This is a genomic window from Allopontixanthobacter confluentis, assembly GCF_009827615.1.
GTDB lineage: Bacteria > Pseudomonadota > Alphaproteobacteria > Sphingomonadales > Sphingomonadaceae > Allopontixanthobacter > Allopontixanthobacter confluentis.
The window spans coordinates 1,180,792-1,203,213 of sequence record NZ_WTYU01000001.1; the positions used below are offsets into that span (position 1 = coordinate 1,180,792).

At 59.1% G+C, this 22,422-nt stretch carries 22 protein-coding genes and 1 pseudogene; 4 read left to right on the forward strand and 19 right to left on the reverse strand.

Features of this window, described 5'->3' with window-relative positions; all coding sequences use genetic code 11:
- Nucleotides 1–5: 5 nt before the first annotated feature.
- From nuoK to GRI44_RS05635, 13 genes and pseudogenes are all read right to left on the reverse strand, one after another.
- Nucleotides 6–311, reverse strand: a complete 306-nt coding sequence (gene nuoK / locus GRI44_RS05575) for an NADH-quinone oxidoreductase subunit NuoK (protein WP_160600406.1) — start codon at nt 309–311, stop codon at nt 6–8.
- Nucleotides 308–931, reverse strand: coding sequence for an NADH-quinone oxidoreductase subunit J (locus tag GRI44_RS05580; RefSeq protein WP_160600407.1), 624 nt, complete (start codon nt 929–931; stop codon nt 308–310). Before GRI44_RS05580 ends, nuoK begins: the two co-directional genes overlap by 4 nt.
- Before the next feature lie 27 nt (nt 932–958).
- Nucleotides 959–1,447 carry an NADH-quinone oxidoreductase subunit NuoI gene (gene nuoI / locus GRI44_RS05585; protein ID WP_160600408.1) on the reverse strand — a complete coding sequence of 163 codons (489 nt, stop codon included), beginning with the start codon at nt 1,445–1,447 and terminating at the stop codon, nt 959–961.
- Nucleotides 1,444–2,496 (reverse strand): NADH-quinone oxidoreductase subunit NuoH, encoded by a 1,053-nt coding sequence (nuoH, locus tag GRI44_RS05590; RefSeq protein WP_160600409.1) that lies wholly within the window; start codon nt 2,494–2,496, stop codon nt 1,444–1,446. The genes nuoI and nuoH overlap by 4 nt, the downstream gene beginning before the upstream one ends.
- On the reverse strand, nt 2,493–4,505 hold the full coding sequence (nuoG, locus tag GRI44_RS05595; RefSeq protein ID WP_160600410.1) for an NADH-quinone oxidoreductase subunit NuoG: 2,013 nt from the start codon (nt 4,503–4,505) through the stop codon (nt 2,493–2,495). The genes nuoH and nuoG overlap by 4 nt, the downstream gene beginning before the upstream one ends.
- Entirely contained in the window at nt 4,505–5,800 is a 1,296-nt protein-coding gene (gene nuoF / locus GRI44_RS05600) for an NADH-quinone oxidoreductase subunit NuoF (RefSeq protein WP_160600411.1), read from the reverse strand. The genes nuoG and nuoF overlap by 1 nt, the downstream gene beginning before the upstream one ends.
- The gene (locus GRI44_RS05605) at nt 5,800–5,937 is read right to left on the reverse strand and encodes a hypothetical protein (RefSeq protein WP_160600412.1); all 138 of its coding nucleotides are present in this window, start codon (nt 5,935–5,937) and stop codon (nt 5,800–5,802) included. Before GRI44_RS05605 ends, nuoF begins: the two co-directional genes overlap by 1 nt.
- Complete coding sequence (gene nuoE / locus GRI44_RS05610) at nt 5,934–6,605, reverse strand: NADH-quinone oxidoreductase subunit NuoE (protein WP_160600413.1); 672 nt, start codon at nt 6,603–6,605, stop codon at nt 5,934–5,936. The genes GRI44_RS05605 and nuoE overlap by 4 nt, the downstream gene beginning before the upstream one ends.
- Nucleotides 6,605–7,816, reverse strand: a complete 1,212-nt coding sequence (locus GRI44_RS05615) for an NADH-quinone oxidoreductase subunit D (RefSeq protein ID WP_160600414.1) — start codon at nt 7,814–7,816, stop codon at nt 6,605–6,607. Before GRI44_RS05615 ends, nuoE begins: the two co-directional genes overlap by 1 nt.
- 206 nt (nt 7,817–8,022) lie before the next feature.
- Nucleotides 8,023–8,832, reverse strand: a pseudogene (locus GRI44_RS05620) (NADH-quinone oxidoreductase subunit C); the annotation flags it as partial.
- A gap of 1 nt (nt 8,833) precedes the next feature.
- Nucleotides 8,834–9,385, reverse strand: coding sequence for a NuoB/complex I 20 kDa subunit family protein (locus GRI44_RS05625; RefSeq protein ID WP_160600416.1), 552 nt, complete (start codon nt 9,383–9,385; stop codon nt 8,834–8,836).
- Nucleotides 9,376–9,750, reverse strand: coding sequence for an NADH-quinone oxidoreductase subunit A (gene ndhC, locus GRI44_RS05630; protein WP_160600417.1), 375 nt, complete (start codon nt 9,748–9,750; stop codon nt 9,376–9,378). Before ndhC ends, GRI44_RS05625 begins: the two co-directional genes overlap by 10 nt.
- A gap of 122 nt (nt 9,751–9,872) precedes the next feature.
- Complete coding sequence (locus GRI44_RS05635) at nt 9,873–11,309, reverse strand: coniferyl aldehyde dehydrogenase (RefSeq protein WP_232842977.1); 1,437 nt, start codon at nt 11,307–11,309, stop codon at nt 9,873–9,875.
- Between the two features lie 88 nt (nt 11,310–11,397).
- On the opposite strand from GRI44_RS05635, the gene GRI44_RS05640 reads away from it, so the two are divergent.
- The 3 genes from GRI44_RS05640 to GRI44_RS05650 all read left to right on the forward strand — a co-directional run bounded on the left by GRI44_RS05640 (nt 11,398) and on the right by GRI44_RS05650 (nt 13,583).
- A complete protein-coding gene (locus tag GRI44_RS05640; protein WP_160600419.1) occupies nt 11,398–12,594 on the forward strand; it encodes a thiolase family protein in 1,197 nt (398 codons plus the stop codon).
- A gap of 102 nt (nt 12,595–12,696) precedes the next feature.
- Nucleotides 12,697–13,095 carry a hypothetical protein gene (locus GRI44_RS05645; protein WP_160600420.1) on the forward strand — a complete coding sequence of 133 codons (399 nt, stop codon included), beginning with the start codon at nt 12,697–12,699 and terminating at the stop codon, nt 13,093–13,095.
- Between the two features lie 62 nt (nt 13,096–13,157).
- A complete protein-coding gene (locus GRI44_RS05650) occupies nt 13,158–13,583 on the forward strand; it encodes a DUF3833 domain-containing protein (protein WP_160600421.1) in 426 nt (141 codons plus the stop codon).
- An 89-nt stretch (nt 13,584–13,672) separates the two neighbouring features.
- On the opposite strand, the gene GRI44_RS05655 is transcribed toward GRI44_RS05650, so the two are convergent.
- Nucleotides 13,673–14,143, reverse strand: a complete 471-nt coding sequence (locus GRI44_RS05655) for an SH3 domain-containing protein (protein WP_160600422.1) — start codon at nt 14,141–14,143, stop codon at nt 13,673–13,675.
- 123 nt (nt 14,144–14,266) lie between these two features.
- Between GRI44_RS05655 and GRI44_RS05660 the strand changes: the two genes are divergently transcribed.
- Nucleotides 14,267–15,307 carry a 2-hydroxyacid dehydrogenase gene (locus GRI44_RS05660; protein ID WP_160600423.1) on the forward strand — a complete coding sequence of 347 codons (1,041 nt, stop codon included), beginning with the start codon at nt 14,267–14,269 and terminating at the stop codon, nt 15,305–15,307.
- Nucleotides 15,308–15,484: 177 nt separating this feature from the next.
- Here the strand turns inward: GRI44_RS05660 and GRI44_RS05665 are convergent, their stop codons facing one another.
- The 5 genes from GRI44_RS05665 to GRI44_RS05685 all read right to left on the reverse strand — a co-directional run bounded on the left by GRI44_RS05665 (nt 15,485) and on the right by GRI44_RS05685 (nt 22,411).
- Entirely contained in the window at nt 15,485–16,891 is a 1,407-nt protein-coding gene (locus GRI44_RS05665) for an NAD(P)H-dependent flavin oxidoreductase (RefSeq protein ID WP_160600424.1), read from the reverse strand.
- A gap of 26 nt (nt 16,892–16,917) precedes the next feature.
- Nucleotides 16,918–17,661 (reverse strand): class I SAM-dependent methyltransferase, encoded by a 744-nt coding sequence (locus tag GRI44_RS05670; protein ID WP_408609187.1) that lies wholly within the window; start codon nt 17,659–17,661, stop codon nt 16,918–16,920.
- Complete coding sequence (gene prfB / locus GRI44_RS05675; RefSeq protein ID WP_160601309.1) at nt 17,658–18,785, reverse strand: peptide chain release factor 2; 1,128 nt, start codon at nt 18,783–18,785, stop codon at nt 17,658–17,660. The genes GRI44_RS05670 and prfB overlap by 4 nt, the downstream gene beginning before the upstream one ends.
- Nucleotides 18,786–18,889: 104 nt before the next feature.
- Nucleotides 18,890–21,406, reverse strand: a complete 2,517-nt coding sequence (locus GRI44_RS05680) for a penicillin-binding protein 1A (RefSeq protein WP_160600425.1) — start codon at nt 21,404–21,406, stop codon at nt 18,890–18,892.
- Nucleotides 21,407–21,529: 123 nt separating this feature from the next.
- Nucleotides 21,530–22,411, reverse strand: coding sequence for an N-acetylmuramoyl-L-alanine amidase family protein (locus GRI44_RS05685; protein WP_160600426.1), 882 nt, complete (start codon nt 22,409–22,411; stop codon nt 21,530–21,532).
- Nucleotides 22,412–22,422: the final 11 nt, after the last annotated feature.

Sequence of the window (22,422 nt, forward strand, 5' to 3'; positions counted from 1 at the left end):
GTGACTTAACCCTTCATCCGGTTGACGTCATCGACCGCAATCGTGCCGCGGCCACGGAAATAGATCACCAGAATGGCAAGGCCGATCGCGGCCTCGCCTGCTGCAACGGTGAGCACGAACATGGCAAAAATCTGCCCGGTCAGATCGCCCAGAAACGCGCTGAACGCGACAAGATTGATATTCACTGACAGCAGGATGAGTTCGATCGCCATCAGGATGACGATGATGTTCTTCCGGTTGAGGAAGATGCCGAGCACACCCAGCACGAACAGGACCGCGCTGACGACTACGTAATGTTCGATGCCGATCACAGCGATACCCCCTTCCCGACTTCGGGGCTGGTGTTGACGGTCGCATCCTCGGGCCGGCGGCGGACCTGCTTCGATATGTTCTGATGCCCGCGGTGCGCAGTGGCCCGTTCGCGGTGGGTGAGCACGATCGCGCCAAGCATCGCCACCAGCAGAATGAGGCCAGCGGTTTCGAACAGGAACAGATATTCGCTGTATAGCAGCGCGCCGATATTCTCGATATTGCTCTGGCCCACCATGGGCGCGGCAGTGCCGTCAGGCGTGCCCAGTTTTAGCGCGCCGGCACGATAGGCGCCAATGCCAAGGATGAGTTCAGCCAGCAGCACCAGCGCAATGGCGATGCCGAGAGGGAAGTTCTTCATGAAACCTGCCCGCAGTTCGGCAAAATCGATGTTCAGCATCATCACCACGAACAGGAACAGCACCGCGACCGCGCCGACATAGACAATGACCAGCAGCATCGCGATGAATTCAGCGCCGACCAGCACCATCAGGCCCGCCGCGTTGAAGAACGACACGATCAGCCACAGCACGGAATGCACCGGATTACGCGCCAGAATGGTCAGCGTCCCGCTGGCAATCACCAGGATTGCAAAGAGATAAAAGGCGAAGGTCTGGATCATGGGTCCTGTCAGTCCTGAGCGCGCGCGTTAGCGATAGGGTGCATCGGCTTCAAGGTTCGCGGCAATTGCCCGCTCCCACTTGTCCCCGTTCGCCAGCAATTTGGCTTTGTCATAGAGCAGTTCTTCGCGCGTTTCGGTCGCATATTCGAAGTTGGGCCCTTCAACCACGGCATCCACCGGGCAGGCTTCCTGACAGAAGCCGCAATAGATGCACTTGGTCATGTCGATGTCGTAACGCGTGGTGCGGCGGCTGCCGTCTTCGCGCGGTTCGCTTTCAATGGTGATCGCCTGCGCCGGGCAGACAGCTTCACACAATTTGCACGCGATGCAGCGTTCTTCCCCGTTGGGATAGCGGCGCAAGGCGTGTTCGCCGCGGAAACGCGGGGACAGCGGGTTCTTCTCGAACGGATAGTTGATCGTCACCTTGGGCTTGAAGAAATATTTCAGCGTCAGGGTGTGAGCTTTTACAAACTCCCACAAGGTGAACGATTTGATCAGATGCGTGATCGTGCTCATGCCGCATACCTCGTAAGCATCAGATAGCCGGAAACCAGCACCACGAAAAACAGGCTGAGTGGCAGGAATATCTTCCAGCCAAGGCGCATCAGCTGGTCATAGCGATAGCGCGGCACCGTGGCCTTCACCCAGCTGAAAATGAAGAAGAAGAAGAATATCTTGCCGAACAGCCAGATCCAGCCCGGCACGTAATAGCCCGGCAGCCAGTCGACATTCAGCGGCGGCAACCAGCCACCAAAGAACAGGATGGCATTAAGCGCACACATCAGCAGCACGTTGGCATATTCGCCCAGCCAGAACAGGGCGAAGCTCATGGAGCTATATTCGGTCTGATACCCGGCGACGAGTTCCGATTCCGCTTCGGTCAGATCGAACGGCGCACGCGCTGTTTCCGCCAGGCTGGAGATAAGGAACATGACCCACATCGGGAACAGCAGAATGTTGAAAACAAAGCCGTTGACGATGCCAAGCCCATGGCCGCGCTGCGCCTCGATAATGCCGTTCATGTTGAACGTGCCGGCCCACAGCACCACGCAGATAAGGATGAAGCCGATGGAGACTTCGTAGGAAATCATCTGCGCGGCGGCGCGCATGGCGGAGAAAAACGGATATTTGGAATTCGACGCCCAGCCCGCGACAACCACGCCATATACGCCGAGCGACGAAATCGCGAGGACATACAAAAGGCCGACATTGATGTTGGCCAGCACAGCTTCAGGGCCGAATGGAATGACCGCCCAGGCCAGCAGCGCCACGGTGAAAGTGACAATCGGCGCAATCAGGAACAGGCCCTTGTTAGCCGCGCTGGGAATGATGGTTTCCTGCAGGAATACCTTCAAGCCGTCGGCAAAGGATTGAAGCAGGCCGAACGGCCCGACCACATTGGGGCCGCGCCGCAGGGCCATGGAAGCCCAGATCTTGCGGTCGACATAAATGATCATGGCGACAGCCAGCATCAGCGGCAGTGCAATCAGCAGAATGCCGGAAATGGTCGCAAACGCCCATGCCGCTTCGTAGGACAGGCCCAGCGATTGGAAGAATTCGGTCACTCTGCCGCCTCCGCCAGTTCATCGCCGTGCAGCAGTTCTGCCGAACATTGCTGCATCACCGCACTGGCGCGCGCGATGGGATTGGTAAGATAGAAGTCCTTGATCGGATAGGCTGAGATCACGCCTTCGGCCTTTGCCTTCGCATCGGCCTTGGGCAGCGCGCCATAATCGGCAAGGCCTTCCACGCCAAGCGCAGGAACTGCTGTAATCATGGCGTTCTGCAATTCGGCAAAGCTGTTAAACCCGACGCTGACGCCAAGGGCATCAGCCAAGGCGCGCAGGATGGTCCAGTCTTCACGGGCATCGCCGGGCGCGAACACGGCCTTTTCGGCAAATTGCACGCGGCCTTCGGTGTTGACGTAAGTGCCATCCTTCTCGGCGTAGGATGCTGCGGGCAGTATGATATCCGCTGCATGGGCACCCTTGTCACCGTGATGACCGATATAGACTTTCAGCGCATCGGCGAAGGGTTCAAAATTCATTTCGTCCGCGCCCAGCGACAGGACAACTTTGGGCTTTGCCTGGGCAATATCTGCCATGCCGCCTGCCTGCGCGTAGCCGAGCATCAGACCGCCCATCCGTGCCGCGGAGAAATGCAGCACGTTGAAACCGTTCCAGCCATCCCGCTCAAGCCTGAACTGCGCCGCGAAGGCGAGGCCAGCGGCCAATGCGCCCTTGGCAAGTGCCGCGCCGCCCATGATGATGGCAGGCCGTTCCGCGTCATTGAATGCGCTGACAGCGGCATCAGGCAATTTCGACAGCACTGCGAGGTCTTCACCAAGGAAGGTCGCGGGATAGGTCGTTTCCCATTCCGGCCCTACGATGAAGATCTTCGCACCACGCTTCGCTGCCTTGCGCAGGCGCACATTCACTAGCGGTGCTTCCCACCGGACATGGCTACCAACGATCAGGATGGCATCAGCGTTTTCAATGCCGGAAAATGTGGAATTGAAGTTTACACCTGCCAGGCTGGACACGTCGTAATCCATGCCCGTCTGACGGCCTTCCAGCAGGGTTGAACCCATCGCGCCAAGCAGCGCCTTGGCAGCGAACATCGTTTCGCAATCCACCATATCGCCCGCCACCGCGGCGATGTTCTTGCCCGGCTTGGCAGCGGCGATTGCCTTGAATGCCTCGTCCCAGCTTGCTTCGACCAATTTGCCACGCTTGCGCATGAAAACCTTGTCGAGACGGCGCTTGGTCAGGCCATCGACCATGTAGCGGCCCTTGTCGGACAGCCATTCCTCGTTCACGTCATCATTGATTCGCGGCAGGGCGCGCATGACTTCGCGGCCGCGGCTGTCCAGACGGATATTCGCGCCTACCGCATCGGACACGTCGATGCTGAGTGTTTTCTTCAATTCCCATGGCCGCGCCTCAAAGGCGTAAGGCCGCGATGTCAGCGCGCCGACCGGGCACAGATCAATCACATTGGCCGAAAGCTCGTGGCTGGCGGCCTGTTCGAGATAGGTCGTGATCTGCATATCTTCGCCGCGATACAGCGCGCCGATTTCATCCACACCGGCGATTTCTTCCGAAAAACGCACGCAACGGGTGCAGTGGATGCAGCGGGTCATGATCGTCTTGATCAGCGGGCCCATGTTCTTTTCAGTGACTGCGCGCTTGGTTTCACGGTCATATCGCGAACCACCACGGCCATAGGCAACCGACTGGTCCTGCAAGTCACACTCGCCGCCCTGATCGCAGATCGGGCAATCAAGCGGATGATTGATCAGCAGGAATTCCATCACGCCTTCGCGCGCGGTTTTCACCATTTCGCTGTCCGTGCGGATTTCCTGCCCGTCTGTGGCAGGCAGCGCGCAGGATGCCTGCGGCTTGGGCGGCCCGGGCTTCACTTCGACCAGACACATGCGGCAATTGCCGGCAATGCTCAGGCGTTCATGATAGCAGAACCGCGGAATTTCCTTACCCGCAAGCTCGCACGCCTGCAGCACGGTCGCGCCGTTGGGGACTTCGATTTCCTGTCCATCGACGGTGACTTTAGGCATTATTCCGCAGCCTCTGCAAATTGCGCATTATGTTCATGGATACGCCGTTCCAGTTCGGGCCGGAAATGCTTGATCAGGCCCTGGATCGGCCAGGCTGCTGCATCGCCCAGCGCGCAGATGGTGTGGCCCTCGACCTGCTTGGTCACTTGTTGCAGCATGTCGATTTCCTCGATTTCCGCGTCGCCGGTGCGCAGGCGCTCCATCATGCGCCACATCCAGCCTGTGCCTTCGCGGCATGGCGTGCACTGGCCGCAGCTTTCGTGCTTGTAGAAATAGCTGAGGCGGCTGATCGCGCGGACGATATCGGTGGATTTGTCCATCACGATGACAGCGGCCGTGCCAAGACCGGAACCGACAGCCTTCAACCCGTCAAAATCCATCGGCGCATCCATAATTTCCGCCGCCGGAACCAGTGGAACAGAGGAGCCACCGGGAATGACGGCCAGCAGATTATCCCACCCGCCGCTAATGCCGCCGCAGTGGCGTTCGATCAATTCCTTGAACGGAATGCTCATTTCTTCTTCGACGACGCAAGGCTTGTCGACATGGCCGGAAATCTGGAACAATTTGGTACCGGCATTGCCTTCGCGGCCAAATCCCGCGAACCAGCTCGCACCGCGCCGCAGGATTGTGGGCACAACCGCAATGCTTTCCACATTGTTGACCGTGGTGGGGCAGCCATAAAGGCCAGCGCCTGCCGGAAATGGTGGCTTGAGGCGCGGCTGGCCCTTCTTGCCTTCCAAGCTTTCGATCATCGCGGTTTCTTCACCGCAAATGTAGGCGCCTGCACCGCGGTGCATGAACACGTCGAAATCATAGCCGGTGCCGCTGGCATTCTTGCCAATCAGCCCTGCTGCATAGGCTTCGTCAATCGCGGCCTGCAACGTCTGCGCTTCGCGGATATATTCGCCGCGAATGTAGATATAGGCGGCCCGCGCGCGCATCGCAAAACCGGCAATCAGCGCGCCTTCGATCAGCTTGTGCGGATCGTGGCGGATAATCTCGCGGTCCTTGCACGAACCCGGCTCTGACTCGTCGGCGTTGATCACCAAAAAGGACGGGCGGCCATCTTTCGATTCCTTGGGCATGAAGGACCATTTGAGGCCGGTGGGAAAGCCAGCCCCGCCCCGCCCGCGCAGGCCCGATGCCTTCATCTCATCGATGATAGCATCATTGCCGCGCGCAATTATGTCCTTCGTATTATCCCAGTCACCGCGCATCTGCGCAGCTTTCAGGCCCCAGTCCTGGAAGCCGTACAGATTGGTAAAGATGCGATCCTTGTCAGCGAGCGCCATCAGACAATTCCCTGCGAAACAAGATAGGCGGCGATCAGCAGCACAGCGATTATCGCGCCGAATTTAAGAATGCCGGTCAGCACCTTGAACGCAACGAACATGAGAACGAGCGCGATGATGATGGTAGCTATGCTCATGCCCATTCGCCCCGGTAATCGTGATTTTCGCTGACCATGTCTTTCAACGTGGTCGGTCCGCCCGAAGGCTCGGACGTATGCCGTCCCGGCTCCTGCGTGCCTTCGCTCGGCTGTCCGCCTGCCGCCAGCGCATCCAGCACCGCGTCCAGACGTTCTACCGTCAGATCTTCATAATTGCCGTCGTTGATCTGGACCATTGGCGCCGTGGCGCAATTGCCCATGCATTCCACTTCGGTGAGGGTCCACAGCCCGTCTGCCGAAACCGTGCCTTTTTCCATTCCGCGTTTCTTGCAGGCAGCGATGATATCATCCGACCCGCGCAGCATGCAGGGCGTAGTGCCGCATACCTGCACGTGGAATTTACCCACTGGCACAAGGTTATACATGAAATAGAACGTCGCCACTTCGACCACGCGAATGATCGGCATATCGAGATATTGCGCGACATATTCCATCACCGGCAACGGCAACCAGCCCTGCGTATCGGTTTCCGTGCCCACCTGACGCTGGGCCAGATCGAGCAGCGGCATCACCGCAGATTTCTGACGGCCTTCGGGATAGGACGCGATGAATTTATCCGCTTTGGTCCTGTTTTCTTCCGTCCATGCGAACGAGGACCACCGCGCGCGCAGTTCGGGCGTATCGGGCTCGAGATGACGATTAGCCATTAGCGGTCACACTCCCCGAACACGACATCGATTGCGCCCAGAATGGCGGTTGCGTCTGGCAGCATGTGGCCCTTGCTCATGAAATCCATTGCCTGAAGGTGGCTGAAGGCAGTGGGGCGGATCTTGCAGCGATAGGGCTTGTTGCTGCCGTCGCTGACCAGATATACGCCGAATTCGCCTTTGGGGCTTTCTGTCGCCACATAGACCTCGCCAGCAGGAACGTGGAAGCCTTCGGTATAGAGTTTGAAGTGGTGGATCAGCGCTTCCATGCTCTGCTTCATTTCGCCGCGTTTGGGCGGGGAAACCTTGCGGTCATCGCTGGCAATCGGCCCTTCCGGCATTTCGGCAAGGCATTGCTTGATGATGCGGGCAGACTGCTTCACTTCTTCCACGCGGACCATGAACCGGTCGTAGCAATCGGAATTGGTGCCGACGGGAATTTCAAAATCCAACCGGTCATAGACATCATAGGGCTGCGATTTGCGCAGGTCCCAAGGGATGCCGGCAGCGCGGATCATCGGGCCGGAAAAGCCCCAGCGGATCGCATCTTCCTTGCTGACAATGGCGATATCGACATTGCGCTGTTTGAAGATGCGGTTGTCGATCACCAGGCTCATCGCGTCGCCGAACAATTCCGGCAGGCGCTTGTCGACCCAGTCACCAATGTCGGTGAGCAGTTTCAGAGGCACATCCTGATGCACACCGCCCGGGCGGAACCATGCAGAATGCATCCGCGCACCCGATGCCCGCTCGAAGAAGTTCATGCAGTCTTCGCGCAGTTCAAACACCCACAGGTTGGGCGTCATCGCGCCCACGTCCATCACATGGGCGCCGATGTTGAGCATATGGTTGGAAATGCGCGTCAATTCGGCAAACAACACCCGCAGATATTGCGCGCGGATCGGCACTTCCACATTCAACAGCTTTTCAATTGCCAGAACGTAGCTGTGTTCCTGACACAGCGGCGAACAGTAATCGAGCCGGTCGAAATAGGGCAAGGCCTGCAGATAGGTCTTGTGCTCGATCAGTTTTTCGGTGCCGCGATGCAGCAGGCCGATATGCGGGTCGATCCGCTCGATAATTTCGCCGTCCAGCTCCATCACCATCCGCAGAACGCCGTGCGCTGCGGGATGCTGGGGGCCGAAATTGATCGTGTAATTCGTGATTACCTCGTCGCCGGTGGTCGGCGACTGTTCAAGCTGCATACTCATGCTTCGTCACCTTTGACAGGCTTCGGCGCGGCTGCCTGGGGCTTCGCTGCTCGGGGCTTGGCTGGCTTGGGCTTGGACGCCTTGGGCTGGGCTGTCTTGGGCGGGGCCGCCTTGGGCTTGGCCGCCTTCGGTTTCGCCACCTTGGGACTGGTCGCTTTCGGCTTTGCAGCCTTGGTCCTGGCCGTTTCCGTTGCCGATTTGGTGTCGGCAGTCTTGCCTTGACGCCTGGCCCGCGACTTCCGGTCCTCGGTGGGCTCGGGCGCGCCGGGATCCGTGGTCGCGCTGCCCTTCTTGGCTGGACCTTCAGCGCTGACCTTTTCCGCAGCTTTGGCATCAGTTTTCGCACCAGCGCCGGTTTGCGCCGGAGATTCGGTTGTCTTGGGCTCGTCCACCGGCGAAGTTGCCGCCTTTTCATCACCCGGCAGTACGTAATCTGCGCCTTCCCACGGGCTCATGAAATCAAACTGGCGCAAGTCCTGCGCCAGTTCCACCGGCTCGTAAACAACCCGTTTTTCCTCTTCGGAATACCGCAATTCCGTATAACCGGTCAGCGGGAAATCCTTGCGGAACGGGTGCCCTTCAAATCCATAATCGGTCAGAATGCGGCGCAGATCGGTATTGCCAGCAAACAGCACGCCAAACATGTCGAACACTTCGCGTTCGAGCCAGCCGGCATTGGGCCACAATGTCGTGACCGTTGGCACCGGCGTTGCCTCGTCCGTGGCTACCTTGACCATCACCCGGTGGTTTTTGGTCAGCGACAGCAGCATGTAGACGACTTCGAAGCGTTCAGCCCGACCCGGATAATCGACGCCGGCGATTTCCATCAATTGCTGGTAATCATGGCTGTCACGCAGCAAGCGCAATGCATCCTCGATGCTGTCGCGCTGCACGGTGAACAGGATTTCGCCATGTTCTTCATGCGCTGACACCAGCATGCTTTGCAATGCAGCCGAAAGCGCGTCTTTCACACCTTCATTCGAGGTGATCCTGGGGGCGGAATGGAGAACAGCCATCTTAACGCTCTACCGTGCCTGAACGGCGGATTTTGCGCTGCAATTGCATCACGCCATAAAGCAGCGCCTCGGCAGTGGGCGGGCATCCGGGGATGTAGATATCCACCGGCACAATGCGGTCACAGCCGCGAACCACGGAATAGCTGTAATGATAATAACCGCCGCCATTGGCGCAGCTGCCCATCGAAATGACATATTTCGGTTCGGACATCTGGTCATAGACCTTGCGCAGGGCCGGAGCCATCTTGTTGCACAGCGTTCCGGCCACGATCATCACGTCTGACTGGCGCGGTGACGCGCGCGGAGCAACGCCGAAGCGTTCCATGTCATAGCGCGGCATGCTGACATGGATCATTTCCACAGCGCAGCACGCCAGACCAAAAGTCATCCACCACAGCGAGCCTGTTCGTGCCCACTGAAACAGATCCTCCGTGCTGGTAACCAGGAAGCCCTTGTCGTTCACTTCGGCCTGCATGGCCTTGAAATACTCTTCATCCGGCTGACGGATTTCGCCCGGCTGCGCCGCGGCTGGAAGGCCTGCTACTACTCCCATTCCAGCGCTCCTACTTTCCATGCATATGCAAAACCGATGATCAGTTCGAACAGGAAGATCATCATGGTGATCCACCCCGCCCAGCCGGTAAATTCAAGGCTGACTGCCCATGGGAACAGGAACGCCGCTTCGAGGTCGAAGATGATGAACAGGATCGCCACCAGGTAAAAGCGCACATCGAACTGGCTGCGCGAATCCTCGAACGCGGGGAAGCCGCATTCATATTCGCTCAGCTTGTTGGCATCCGGATTATGTGTGCCCGTCAGGCGCGACACGCCCATGGGCAGAAATACGAATGCTGCCGATAATCCCAGCGCGATGGCCAGAAAAATCAGGATCGGTAGATATTGGCTTAGATCGACCACAAATGATTCCCGTTTGGGCGTAAGTTGGGCCAGCCTCTAAGCCTCTGACCCGCAGGGTGCAAGGGCCGGTTCTGGCTAATTCCACCCTTTCACCCTGCCACGCCGACCCGTCAGGCCGCCGATCAGGCCTTCTTGAGCTGCGATGCCAGGGCTTTTTCGGTTTTCTTGCCATAGGGCGGTTTGAACCCGGCAAGGCCCGCAACATCAATTTTGGGCTGGGTATAGACAGACCGCGCATGGCTGAATTCCCGGAAGCCTTCTGGCCCGTGATAGGAACCGATGCCCGATGGGCCGACACCGCCAAACGGCAAATCTTCCATCGACACATGGAAAATCACGTCATTCACCGTGACGCCGCCCGAAATGGTCTGTTGCAACACCTGCTCGCGCTCGCCCCCGTCGTCGCCGAAATAATACAGGCCGAGCGGACGGTCACGCCGGTTGATGTAATCAATCGCTTCGCTGACGTTCTTATAAGTCTTGACCGGCAGCACCGGCCCGAAGATTTCTTCCTGCATCGCTTTCATGTCGTCCGTGACGTTGCGCAGGATGGTAAGCGGCATCTTGCGCGAATTGGTGTTGGAAAAATCCTCGTCAGCGGGGTTCACCTCGATCACCTCGGCACCCTTGCTGCGCGCATCATCCACCAACCCCTTCAGACGGTCAAAATGGTGGTCTGTCACAATGGAGGTGTAATCATCATTTTTCAGCAGCGTGGGATACATGTTGAGCACGCCAAGCTGCACTGCAGCAATTGCGCCTTCTTCACGTTCTTCGGGCACATACATATAATCAGGCGCAAGGCAGATCTGCCCGGCGTTCATCATCTTGCCCATGGCAATGCGTTCGCCTGCCTTTTCGAAATCGGCACTGCGGCCCAGCACCACTGGCGACTTGCCGCCCAGTTCCAGCGTGACCGGCACCAAGTTGCTCGCAGCGGCTTCCATCACCTTGCGGCCGGTTTCGGTGGAGCCGGTGAATACCAGATGATCAAATTTCAGTGATGAAAACGCCTGCGCCACTTCCGGGCTGCCGGTGATGACGGCCACTTCCTCGACCGAGAAATATTTCTCGATCAGCTCGCGCGTCAGTTCCGAGGTCGCTTCGGTAAATTCACTCGGTTTGATCATCGCACGGTTGCCCGCGATGAGGACCTGCATCAACGGCCCCAGAGACAGGTTGATCGGGAAATTCCATGGCGAAAGAATGCCGATCACCCCTTTGGGTTCAAACCGCAGTTCCGCCTTTGCGCCCAGCAGCCCCAGCGGAAACTGCACCTTGCGCTTTTCCGGCCTGGCCCATTTGTCGAGATGTTTGAGGCAGTATTTCCCGAAATTCACGGTCGAGACAATATCGGTCATCATGCTGAGATCGGGGCTGCGGTTACCGAAATCGGAACTCATCGCCTTGGCCAGATCATCGCCATGGTCCACTAGCAGCGAGATCACCCGTTTCACGCGGTCACGCCGGATATCCAGCGCTTCGGGCCGTGCGGCAGTAAATGCATCGCGCTGGGCGTTCAGAATTCCGTCCAGTTGCTCTTGCTTGTTATCGGCCATCACTCTCTCCGTTTGATTTTGTTGCGGTGCAGCACTACACATTGAAACAAATAGCAACACGCTTCGCACAGAAAGGCAAGTGCCACCCATGTCCCAATTTTCCGCCAACGACCCTATTGTGATCCTGTCCTACGCCCGTACACCCATGGGCAGTATGCAGGGCGCATTGGCCGATGCGAGCGCAACCGAGCTGGGCGCCGCGGCTGTCAAGGCCGCGGTTGAACGCGCTGGCATTGCAGGCGGTGATGTGGACCGCATCTATATGGGCTGCGTGCTGCCCGCCGGCCTTGGCCAAGCCCCTGCGCGTCAGGCGGCGATCAAGGCCGGTCTGCCCAAATCCGTTCAGGCCACCACGGTTAACAAGGTTTGCGGTTCAGGGATGCAGACGGTGATCATGGGTGCAGAAGCCCTTGCTGCCGGAACAATCGATACAGTGATTGCAGGCGGCATGGAAAGCATGACCAACGCGCCATATCTGTTGAAAAAGCACCGCTCGGGCGCCCGGCTTGGCCATGACACAGCCTATGATCACATGTTCCTGGACGGGCTGGAAGATGCGTATGAGGAAGGGCGCGCCATGGGCACCTTCGCGCAGGATACCGCCAATGATTACCAGCTGACCCGCGAGGCGATGGACGATTATTCGATTGAATCGCTGCGCCGCGCCAATGCTGCAATTGCCAGCGGTGCCTTTGCCGATGAAGTCGTGCCGGTCACGATCACTTCCCGCAAGGGCGAAGTGGTGGTTGATACAGACGAAGCGCCGGGCCGCGGCAATCCCGACAAAATCCCCACCCTGCGCCCTGCTTTTGCCAAGGACGGCACCATCACTGCGGCCACTTCCAGCTCCATTTCGGATGGTGCAGCAGCGGTCGTGCTGACCCGTGCGAGTGTGGCGGCTGCCAATGGCTACAGTCCGATCGCAAAAATCGTGGCCAGCGCTGCCCACGCACAGGAACCGTCTGAATTCACCGTTGCCCCAATCGGCGCGATCAACAAGCTGCTGGAAAAAGCGGGCTGGTCGGTGGACGATGTTGACCTGTGGGAAGTGAACGAGGCCTTCGCCTGTGTGGCAATGTTTGCGATGCGCGACATCGGCATCGCGCATGACAAGATCAACGTGAATGGCGGCGGCACGGCGCTGGGCCACCCGATTGGTGCCAGTGGCACGCGGATTATCGTAACCTTGCTCAATGCGCTGAAGCAGCAAGGCAAAAAGCGCGGCATCGCGAGTCTGTGCATTGGCGGCGGTGAAGCGACCGCAATTGCCTTCGAAATGGCATAGGAAAACCCCCGGAAAACTGCCTAAGTCACAGTAATTCCGGCCATTAGGCTGCGACAATAATTCATGGTATTTACCTTGCTGCAATCGGCGAGGTAAATACCGATGAAGACACTGGCATTATTGGCAGTCACGGCGGCTCTTGCCGCATGTTCGCAAGCTGCGCCCGAAGCAGATGCTGCACCTGATGGGGCAGAACATTCCAACTCTTCTGCAGGCACTGGTGAAGACACTGGTGCGGGCGGGCCTGGCACTTACGAAGTCACCTATGCCGACGGCACCATAGCGAGGATGACTTCGGCTGAAGATGGCACATTTTCCAGCATAACCGGCAATACGGCCATCACCGGCACCGTCACATCGGCGGACGGCAAGGCCTGTTTTGACGCCGATGCCGACGACGAGGGCGCGATGTGCTGGACCGCTGGGGAAACCGCCCCGGACGGCAGCTGGATCGCCACCAGCGATAGCGGTGAAACTGTGACCGTGCGGCCTGTTACCTGATCAAGATGTTTAACCGACACTGGCCTGCCGGGTGGCAGCCAGTGCATTTGAAGGAGGGGACGATGATGAAGGCATTGTTTTTACTGGCAGGAGTTGCGGCACTGGCAGCCTGTAGCGAGGCTGAACCCGAAGCGCCTGTGGCGGAAGAAACCGTCGCCGCGCAGGCACCTGCGGGCAGCGTAGCGGCTGGGACATATGATGTTGCATGGTCAGACGGCAGCACGTCCAAATTCACCATCAATGACGACGGGACATATTCCGGTACGCGTGACGATGTGACAGATACCGGCACATATGAAATGAAGGGCGGCAAAATCTGCTTCACATCAGCAGCAGAAGGGTCAGAAGAAGAATGCTGGACGAACACGGAAGCCGCCGCTGACGGCAGTTTCTCGTCGGTCAGCGATACGGGCGAAAACGTCACATTGACCGTTGCTGCCGCTGAACCAATTGCGGCGCCTGTAGAAACCGCACCGGCGGCCCAATAATTCCGGCTTGCCACGGTGAGCCCGATGCAAGAAGGGCGGCCCGCGCCGGGCCGCCCTTTTCGTTTTTAGGTCAGAGCATTGTGCGCAATTCAAGGCTCGCCAGAACCCCAGATGCGAGATGCCTCGATCCAGCCCATGCGGCCACCTGCATCAAATTCGCACCAGTTCGCGTCACATTTAACGATTTTTCCGACGACGCCGGGTTCGGCCTTCCATTTCAGCTTTCCGCTGGCGGATGGCGCATCGCGCATGGCGGCAAGGCCTGTTCCGATGACTACCGCACCGCGATCCGGGCTGAGAAGACGCGCGACCACCCACCCCTGCGTGCCGTCGGAATCGCGGATCAGCCGCCAACCTTCGACCACGCGGATCACTTTCACCGGAAGCCCCTGCCGGCGATAGACCCAATCGATCCGGAATTCCGCGCTTGGCCCCACCCGCATGTTGATTTCGCTGGCGCGGATTGTCGCCCAATATGGCACATCGCGTTGCTGCGCCGATGCGGGCGAAGCGAAGACGATGAAAAGGAGGGCCAGGATCGGCAAGGTTCTGTTGATCATGGGCATTCCATACATCGCAGCCTGCCACCGCGACAAGCCGATACGATCAACTTGCGCGCAAATTGCCGGCATCGCATGGGCCGAGGCTTGACCGTGCGGCCCAACCCGTCCTAGCGCAGCGCAATGCCTGATCATTCTCTCACCTCTCCCGCGCCCGCCCCGGATGTCGGCAACCGCCGCTTTGACGGCACGCCGCGGGTCATCGTGACCCGCCATCTGATGCCTTCGGTAGAAGCCCGGATGAAGGAATTGTTCGACACTACGCTCAATCCGGAAGACGCGCCCCTGTCGCGCGCGCAATTAACAGCCGCAGTGCAGAATTGCGATGTGCTGGTGCCCACGGTGACAGACCGCATTGACGCCGCGCTGATCGACGCCGCGAGCGATAGGCTGGGGCTGATTGCCAGTTTCGGCGCAGGCACCGATCATATCGATCTGGCAGCAGCCAGGCGCAGGGGCATCATTGTCACCAATACACCCGGCGTTTTCACCGATGATACAGCAGACCTTGCCATGTCGATGATCATCGGTGTGCCGCGGCGCGTTCGCGAAGGGGTGTCTCTTGTCCGGCGCGGGCAGTGGACGGGGTGGACGCCGTCAGGAATGCTGGGCCGGCAGATTGGCGGCAAGGTTCTGGGCATTGTCGGCATGGGCCGCATCGGTCAGGCAGTGGCCTACCGCGCGCGGGCGTTTGGCCTGTCGATTGCCTATCACAATCGTCACCGGCTGCCGCAATCTGTGGAAACGATGTTCGGCGCCCAATATGTGGAGCAGTTGGACGAGCTGGTGGCAATGTCCGACATCCTCACACTGCATTGTCCTGCCAGTGACAAGACCGTGGGCATGATGGACGAGCGGCGCATCGGCCTGATGAAACAGGGAGCATCCCTTATCAACACTGCCCGCGGCGATCTGGTGGATCAGGATGCGTTGGTACACGCGCTGCAGTCCGGCCATCTGGCAGGGGCCGGGCTGGATGTGTATCCTGAAGAACCCCGCGTGGATGAACGGCTTTTCGCCCACCCCAATGTGATGACACTGCCCCATATCGGCAGCGCCACGGTGGAGGGGCGCGAAGCATCGGGCGAAAAGGTGATCGCCAATATCCGCTTCTGGATGGATGGCCACAGACCGCCTGACCAGGTGCTGGAAGGGCTTGTCTGACCGCTGCCAGCGCTGGCGATCAGGCTGCCCGGGCCACCTATTGAAAAACCAATCCGCCCCAAAAAATTAGCCCAAAAAAAAACAAATGGCCTCTTGCAGCGATGAACGCGCAAGAGGCCATTTCTCTATGATGTCAGCGCGGTATGGCTGCCGCCATTTCAGCGCTGCAACGGCTGATCAGTCGCCTGCCAGAATCCGGTCGACCAGTTCCTTCACCGTGGGGGTGTAATTGTTGGAATAGAACGGGTCCTGCTTGAACCTGTATGCAGCATGCCCGGCAAAGGCGAGATTTTCGTCAACCGGGCCGCCATGGGCAATGTTCTGCAGGTTTTTCTGGATACAGAAACTGCGCGGATCGGCCAGGCGGCCGGTGGTGTAATCATCATGGTCTTTCCATGAAGAAAACGCGCAATGGGACAGGCAGCCCATGCAGTCTTTCTGGTCCTTGCGGATGATATCGCGGCTTTCCGGCGTGACATAGACAATCGTGTCGTCAGGCGTTTTCAATGCTTCGGTGTAGCCTTCGCCAAACCATACCCTGGCCCGTTCGGCATCCTTTGGCGCGACCCAGAAGTTTTTGCCGCGAACTCCAACGGTAAGCTGCGTCGTATGTTCGCCGGCTTCCACCTTGGAATAGGGTATCTGCCTTTCACTGCGGTGGATCAGATCCCACAGAAACGGGTTTTTGACTGCGCTGGAATAAAACCCGGTGGGGCTGAATTTATGCAGCAACACGTCACCGGGTTCGATGGTGCGCAGCATGTCTTTCCATTCCTGGGGGATCGGGCTTTCCTGCGTCAGCAAGGGGCGCGTGCCGAACTGGAAGGCGATCTTGCCCAAGTCAGGATTGTCGATCCAGTTTTCCCATTCCCGCAGCGCCCAGACCCCGCCAGCCATCACGATGACACACTCTTCCGAGACGCCTTCCTTGCGCATCGTTTCGCGCAATTCCTTCACCCGCGGATAGGGGTCCTGCGGCACTTTGGGGTCTTCTGCGTTGCTCAGGCCATTATGGCCGCCAGCCAGCCACGGGTCTTCGTAAACCACGGCGGCCATCAAATGCGGCACCTTGTGATAGCTGCGTTTCCACAAGGCGCGAAACGCACGGGCCGAACTGATGATCGGCAGGTAACAGACATTGTAATGCGCGGCGATTTCCGCCAGCTTATACGGCATCCCTGCGCCGCAGGTGACCCCTGTGACCATCCCTTCTGTCTGGTCCAGAATGCCTTCCAGCACGGCTTGCGCGCCGCCCATTTCCCACAACACATTGATGTTGATCGCGCCCTTGCCATCGGCCATTTCAAACGCACGTTTGACCTGCGCAACGCCGCCATCAATGCCGTATTGGATCAATTGCTGGTGGCGTTCCTTGCGCGTGGGGGCGTCATAGACCTGCGGAATGACATTGCCGTCAGCATCATAGCTGTCAGCATTGACTGCACTGACCGTGCCGATGCCGCCAGCCGCCGCCCATGCGCCGGAACTGGCGCCATTAGTGGCAGAAACGCCCTTGCCGCCTTCGATCAGCGGCCAGACTTCGCGTCCGCCATAATTGATCGGTGTCAGACCCTTGAAAGCCATTATATCTTACGTCCCGTTTGGGCAGCCTAACCGGCTGCGTTACCCGCCCCGCCCGGTGAACCGCGACAAGGCTTTATCTCATTGGGCTTTGGCCTCGTGGCCGCTGCCTTGAATTGCGCATAGTAGCCGGCAAGTTCCGGCGAATCCTTGAATGTCACCAGTTCGAACCCGACCCGCTCCATCTCGCATGACAAAAGCAGCGGATCGATCCCATGCTGGTCGGTCGGGCGGTCAATGTCCACCACAACCACCTGGCCATCCTTGCGAAGGGCTGGCCACAAATGCCATAAAAACGCGTAAGGTTCGCGCACTTCGTGATACATGTGAACCAGAAAAATTCGGTCGAAACTGTTTTCCGGCAAGCCCGGATTATCCGGCGCGCCCAGCTTGATGGATACATTGTCCAGCCGTTCACGCTCCACCCGCTGGCCCAGTCGCTGCAAGGCCTCGCGGTCAATGTCCTGCGCCAGCACGCGCCCTTTTGCGCCCACCCGTTCCGCCAGACGGACGGTATAATATCCTTCACCCGCGCCAATATCCGCCACGGTCATGCCCGGCTTCAATTCCGCCAGATCCATCACCTTTTGCGCCTCGCCCACGCCATCGCGCTGCGTTTCGGTCGAAAACTGGTTGCTCTGTACCGAAGAAACGGGACGGTCCGCCCGGGGGAAACCCGCACCGGGGCCGGATCGATCATCGCCGCCGGGAATACGCTCGCACCCGCTGGTCGCCGCCAGCGCCAGGGCGCACAGGGCAACCCGGCAGATCACTCGACGTCCTCCACCTCGACAGTTTCGCCAGTCACGCGCTGCGCCAGTGCAGCGGAGATAAATTCGTCCAGCCCGCCATCCAGCACCACATCAGGCGCAGGCGATGTGACGCCAGTGCGCAAATCCTTCACCATCTGGTACGGTTGCAGGACATAGCTGCGGATCTGATGGCCCCAGCCAATTTCCGTCTTTTCCTGATATTCGCCCGATGCCGCCGCTTCGCGTTCGGCCATTTCCTTTTCGAACATGCGCGCTTTCAGCATGTTCATCGCGGTGGCGCGGTTCTTGTGCTGCGAACGGTCGTTCTGGCTGGCCACCACGATGCCGGTTGGCTGGTGGGTAATGCGGACTGCGGAATCGGTGGTGTTGACGTGCTGACCGCCCGCGCCGCTGGCACGGTAGGTATCGATCTTGAGATCGCTTTCGTTGATTTCGATATCGATATCGTCGTCAATCACCGGATAGACCCACACCGAACTAAAGCTGGTGTGGCGGCGCGCCGAACTGTCATAAGGGCTGATCCGCACCAGCCGGTGAACGCCGCTTTCGGTCTTGGCATAGCCATAGGCATTTTCGCCTTTGACCAGCAGCGTGGCAGATTTGATGCCCGCCTGTTCGCCGCCATGATAATCGACGACTTCCACCTTGTAGCCGCGTTTTTCAGCCCAGCGGGAATACATCCGCTGGAGCATTTCTGCCCAGTCCTGGCTCTCCGTACCGCCAGCGCCAGCGTGAATTTCGATATAGGCGTCATTGGCATCAGCCTCGCCCGCCAGCAGGGCCTGCACCTTGTCAGCGTCAGCGCGCTTGGCCAGCTTGTCCAGACTGGCGAGGCCTTCGGCCACAATGTCAGCGTCGCCTTCAGCTTCGCCCATTTCGACAAATTCGATGGCGTCCGACATCTCAGAGGAAATTTCACGCACGGTTCCGATGGCAGCTTCCAGCCGGCGGCGTTCCCGCATCACCGCTTCTGCTTCCTTGGGCGCATCCCACAACGTCGGGTCTTCGACCCGCGCATTCAGTTCGTCCAGACGCCGCAGCGCACGATCCCAGTCCAGCGACAGGCGCACCAGCGCCAGCGCAGCTTCGATCCGGTCAATATTGGCCTGCCCCTCGGCACGCATAATCATTTTCTCCGCGAATTTGCGGCCCGCTTAACGGACGTGTTTCGAATGTAAAGCATCGCGCAGCATGTCGCCATGGCCGAACAGGTGCGCGATGCAGCCAATCAGTAAAGGCCGCCCTGCTCTTCGACAAAGTCTGCCTGCTTTTCCGGACTGCTGGCAGATCGCTTCGCATTGGTCTGTGCGCGGGTGCCGCGCCTGATCAGGTCGAGGATCTGCTTGCGGCGCGTCTCGATCTCGTCCTGACGCGTGGCCCGCGGTGGTTCGGAATCGGGTTTGAATGCCTCCCATATCACCGACGCCTTGGGATCATCGCTCGGCGCGCCGGCAAATACGCGCTTGCCGGACACGCGGTCGATCCGCACCATCCGCACACCGGCCGGTGCCGCAAATGGCTCGTCACTCCAGCGCTTCTTGGTGTCGGTGACAAAGCGTTTGAATATTGGCGCAGCAGTGTTTCCGCCCTGCACATAGCCGCCCATATTGCGCGGCTGGTCGAAGCCCAGATAGGTCCCCGCCACAATTTCAGGTGTGCCCCCGACAAACCACGCATTGGTCGGGCCGCTGGTGGTGCCGGTTTTGCCGAACAGCGGCAGATCAAGATCGCGCAGCCTGACGGCTGTTCCGCGCGTAACCACACCTTGCAGCATATGCACTGTCTGGAAGGCCGTGCGCGGGTCGAGCACCTGCTTGCCGCCCGGCGCCAGACGCGGCATTGCCTGCCCGTCCCATTCCGCCATGTTGCAATTGCCGCATTTGCGCTTGTCGGCCCGCCAGATCACCTTGCCGCGCCGGTCCTGCACATAATCAATCAGCGTGGGCGCAAATTGCCGGCCCTGATTGGCCAGAGAGGCATAGGCATTGACCATCTTCAACACAGTGGTGTCGCCTGCACCCAAGGCGAATGCGGGATAGGCTTCATATTTGCCAATGCCCACCCGGTCGATGGTCTTGACGACATTGGGCATGCCTGCTTCCATCGCGATGTGGATGGTCATCAGGTTACGGGATTGTTCCAGCCCCCACCGCATAGTGTGGACACCGCCGCCGCCGCCACCAAAATTGCGGAAGCATTTTTCGCCCAGGGCAGCGCCCTGATAGAAGCAATAGGTCTGGTCCGGCACCTCGGTAGCGGGCGTCATGCCGTGGTCGAGCCCGGTGGCATAGACAAACGGCTTGATGGTGGAGCCGGGCTGGCGTTCAGCCTGCGTCGCACGGTTGAATGAGCCAAGCCGGCTGTCAAAACCGCCCTGCATGGCCAGCACGCGGCCGGTTTGCGGGTCTTCGGCGACAAAGCCGCCCGATACTTCGGGAATGGTGCGGACATTGTAGGAATTTCCGCTGGGGGATGCGGCCACCACATCACCAACTTTCAGCGCATTGGGCACGCCGCCCAGCGGGGCTTCTGTTCCATCGCCAAAGGCAATGCGCGCGGATGATCCATTGCGCGATGTGACCACGCCAACGCGCCAGTCCTTGTAATTGATATCAAGATAGGAACTGGCGAGCTGCCCCGTCAGGCTGCCGTCGGATTCCTTCAATATCGCAATCGGCCCTGTCCACCCGCGATTGCCATGATAGGCCAGCATTCCGGCGCGCAGCGCATCGCGCGCAGCCACTTGCAATTCAGGATCAAGCGAAGTGCGCACCCACAAGCCGCCAGCATAGACACTGTTCTTGGATTTTTCCGCCGTTTCGCCGAACTGGCCGATCAACTGGCGTCTGACTTCTTCCAGGAAATATCCCGCATCCACTGTCCGCGTGTCGGAACGCTGCCTGACAATGCCAAGGGGCTTGGCCCGCGCCGCGGCCGCTTCTGCTGCGGTGACAAAGCCATTGGCAGCCATTTGCCCAAGCACGAAATTGCGCCGTTCCAGAGCCACGCCGTAATTCTTTTCGCGGCTATAGGTTTCCGGCGCCTTGGGAAGGATCGCAAGATAGGCTGCCTCATGCAGTTCAAGGTCGCCCACGTCCTTGTCGAAATAGGCGCGGGATGCTGCCTGCACGCCAAAACTGCGGCGCCCCAGCGGGATTTCATTGAGATACAGCTCAAGGATCTGCTGCTTGGTCAGCACGCCTTCGATGCGGCTGGCCAGGATCATTTCCTTGAGCTTGCGAGTGACGGAATATTCGTCGCCCACGAGAATGTTTTTCGCCACCTGCTGGGTGATGGTGGACCCGCCCTTGGCGCGCTGCCCGCTGCCAAGTTTGGACACATAATCGACCACCGCGCCAGCAAGGCCGGTAAAATCAACCCCGCCATGGGTGAAAAAAGTTTTGTCTTCGGCGGCCAGATAGGCTTCGATCAATTTCTGCGGAAAATCCGAATATTGCAGCTGCACGCGGCGTTCACGGGCATAGGAATGGACAATCTCGCCATCAATGCCGCGCACCACGGTGGGCAAAGGCGGTTCATAATCCAGCAGCGATTCGGCGTCGGGCAAGTCCCGCGCCAGCGCAATCCATGCCAGCACGAACAGCGCCAGCATGGACGCAAGGCCGATGGCAGCCCAGCGAAACCGCTTGTTATTGCGCCAGCCATTGGTGAACCAGGCGATGGCACCCTGCGTATCGCGGCGAATCCGATAACGGAAATATTCGGAAGTGGATTGTTCGGCCATAATTGGTCGAAGCCTCTAGCACGGGGGTTTCGTCAGATGCCAGCGCCATTCAACACTGTGTCAGCCACGGTGGGTCAGATGGGGTGAGCGTGCTGGCGCGGAAATAAGGGTTCGGCACATGGCCTAATTATCTGCCTGTCGGGCGAAATAAATCCGCACAGCGCGGGCCATTGTCTGGGCAAATTCCTGCTGGCCGGCAGGGGATGCCAGACGGGCGGCATCGTCAGGGTTGGTGATATATCCCGATTCGAACAGGATTGACGGGACATCCGGCGCCTTGAGCACCACCAGTGACGCCGAACGGCGCGGCTGCGGGTGAAAAACCAGCCTGCCTGTGCCTTCGCGCACAATCAGCCGCGCAAATTCCGCCGCATCTTCGATCACGCGCCGCTGGGACAATTCCACCAGAATGGCATTCACATCGGCATTGCGGTCATCAAGCACCACGCCGTTGATGGCATCGGCACTGTTTTCGCGCGCCGCAAACCGCGCCGCAGCGCCGCTCGACGCTTTTTGCGACAGGGTGTAGATACTGGCACCGCTGGCCCCGTTTCCATCATCCGCAGGGTCACCGGCAGAATCGCCGTGAATGGACAGGAACAGGTCTGCATCCAGACGCCGGGCAATCTCGAACCTTTCGCCTAGTACCAGAAACCGGTCATCCTCCCGCGTCAGCGCAACGCGGATACCACCTTCTTCCACCAGCTGGTCACGCAGGGCTTTGGCCAGATCAAGAACCAGCCCTTTTTCCTTGAACCCGACACCGCTGGCACCGGGGTCCCTGCCGCCATGCCCCGGGTCAATCACCAGCAAGGGCCGGCTTTTGTCCTGCGGGCCGTAGATTTTCGGCAGGCCGACCGGCTCGCCGCCTTCTGGCAAAATCAGGCGCAGGACATAATCCCTGCCCAGATACGGAACAGGCACAGTCAGCCCAAAACCCAGCACCCCGGCGACAATCGCCAGGGGCACCAGAAAAATCAGCCAGAGTTGAGCGCGCAGTGACATTGCGCGCCATC

Bases quoted from the DNA above. Each gene is read 5' to 3' on its own strand.
- GRI44_RS05580 (WP_160600407.1), bottom strand. From the start codon at position 931: ATGATCCAGACCTTCGCCTTTTATCTCTTTGCAATCCTGGTGATTGCC.
- nuoI (WP_160600408.1), bottom strand. From the start codon at position 1,447: ATGAGCACGATCACGCATCTGATCAAATCGTTCACCTTGTGGGAGTTT.
- nuoG (WP_160600410.1), bottom strand. From the start codon at position 4,505: ATGCCTAAAGTCACCGTCGATGGACAGGAAATCGAAGTCCCCAACGGC.
- nuoF (WP_160600411.1), bottom strand. From the start codon at position 5,800: ATGGCGCTCGCTGACAAGGATCGCATCTTTACCAATCTGTACGGCTTC.
- GRI44_RS05605 (WP_160600412.1), bottom strand. From the start codon at position 5,937: ATGAGCATAGCTACCATCATCATCGCGCTCGTTCTCATGTTCGTTGCG.
- nuoE (WP_160600413.1), bottom strand. From the start codon at position 6,605: ATGGCTAATCGTCATCTCGAGCCCGATACGCCCGAACTGCGCGCGCGG.
- GRI44_RS05615 (WP_160600414.1), bottom strand. From the start codon at position 7,816: ATGAGTATGCAGCTTGAACAGTCGCCGACCACCGGCGACGAGGTAATC.
- GRI44_RS05625 (WP_160600416.1), bottom strand. From the start codon at position 9,385: ATGGGAGTAGTAGCAGGCCTTCCAGCCGCGGCGCAGCCGGGCGAAATC.
- GRI44_RS05635 (WP_232842977.1), bottom strand. From the start codon at position 11,309: ATGGCCGATAACAAGCAAGAGCAACTGGACGGAATTCTGAACGCCCAG.
- GRI44_RS05640 (WP_160600419.1), top strand. From the start codon at position 11,398: ATGTCCCAATTTTCCGCCAACGACCCTATTGTGATCCTGTCCTACGCC.
- GRI44_RS05645 (WP_160600420.1), top strand. From the start codon at position 12,697: ATGAAGACACTGGCATTATTGGCAGTCACGGCGGCTCTTGCCGCATGT.
- GRI44_RS05650 (WP_160600421.1), top strand. From the start codon at position 13,158: ATGATGAAGGCATTGTTTTTACTGGCAGGAGTTGCGGCACTGGCAGCC.
- GRI44_RS05655 (WP_160600422.1), bottom strand. From the start codon at position 14,143: ATGATCAACAGAACCTTGCCGATCCTGGCCCTCCTTTTCATCGTCTTC.
- GRI44_RS05660 (WP_160600423.1), top strand. From the start codon at position 14,267: ATGCCTGATCATTCTCTCACCTCTCCCGCGCCCGCCCCGGATGTCGGC.
- GRI44_RS05665 (WP_160600424.1), bottom strand. From the start codon at position 16,891: ATGGCTTTCAAGGGTCTGACACCGATCAATTATGGCGGACGCGAAGTC.
- prfB (WP_160601309.1), bottom strand. From the start codon at position 18,785: ATGCGTGCCGAGGGGCAGGCCAATATTGACCGGATCGAAGCTGCGCTG.
- GRI44_RS05680 (WP_160600425.1), bottom strand. From the start codon at position 21,406: ATGGCCGAACAATCCACTTCCGAATATTTCCGTTATCGGATTCGCCGC.
- GRI44_RS05685 (WP_160600426.1), bottom strand. From the start codon at position 22,411: ATGTCACTGCGCGCTCAACTCTGGCTGATTTTTCTGGTGCCCCTGGCG.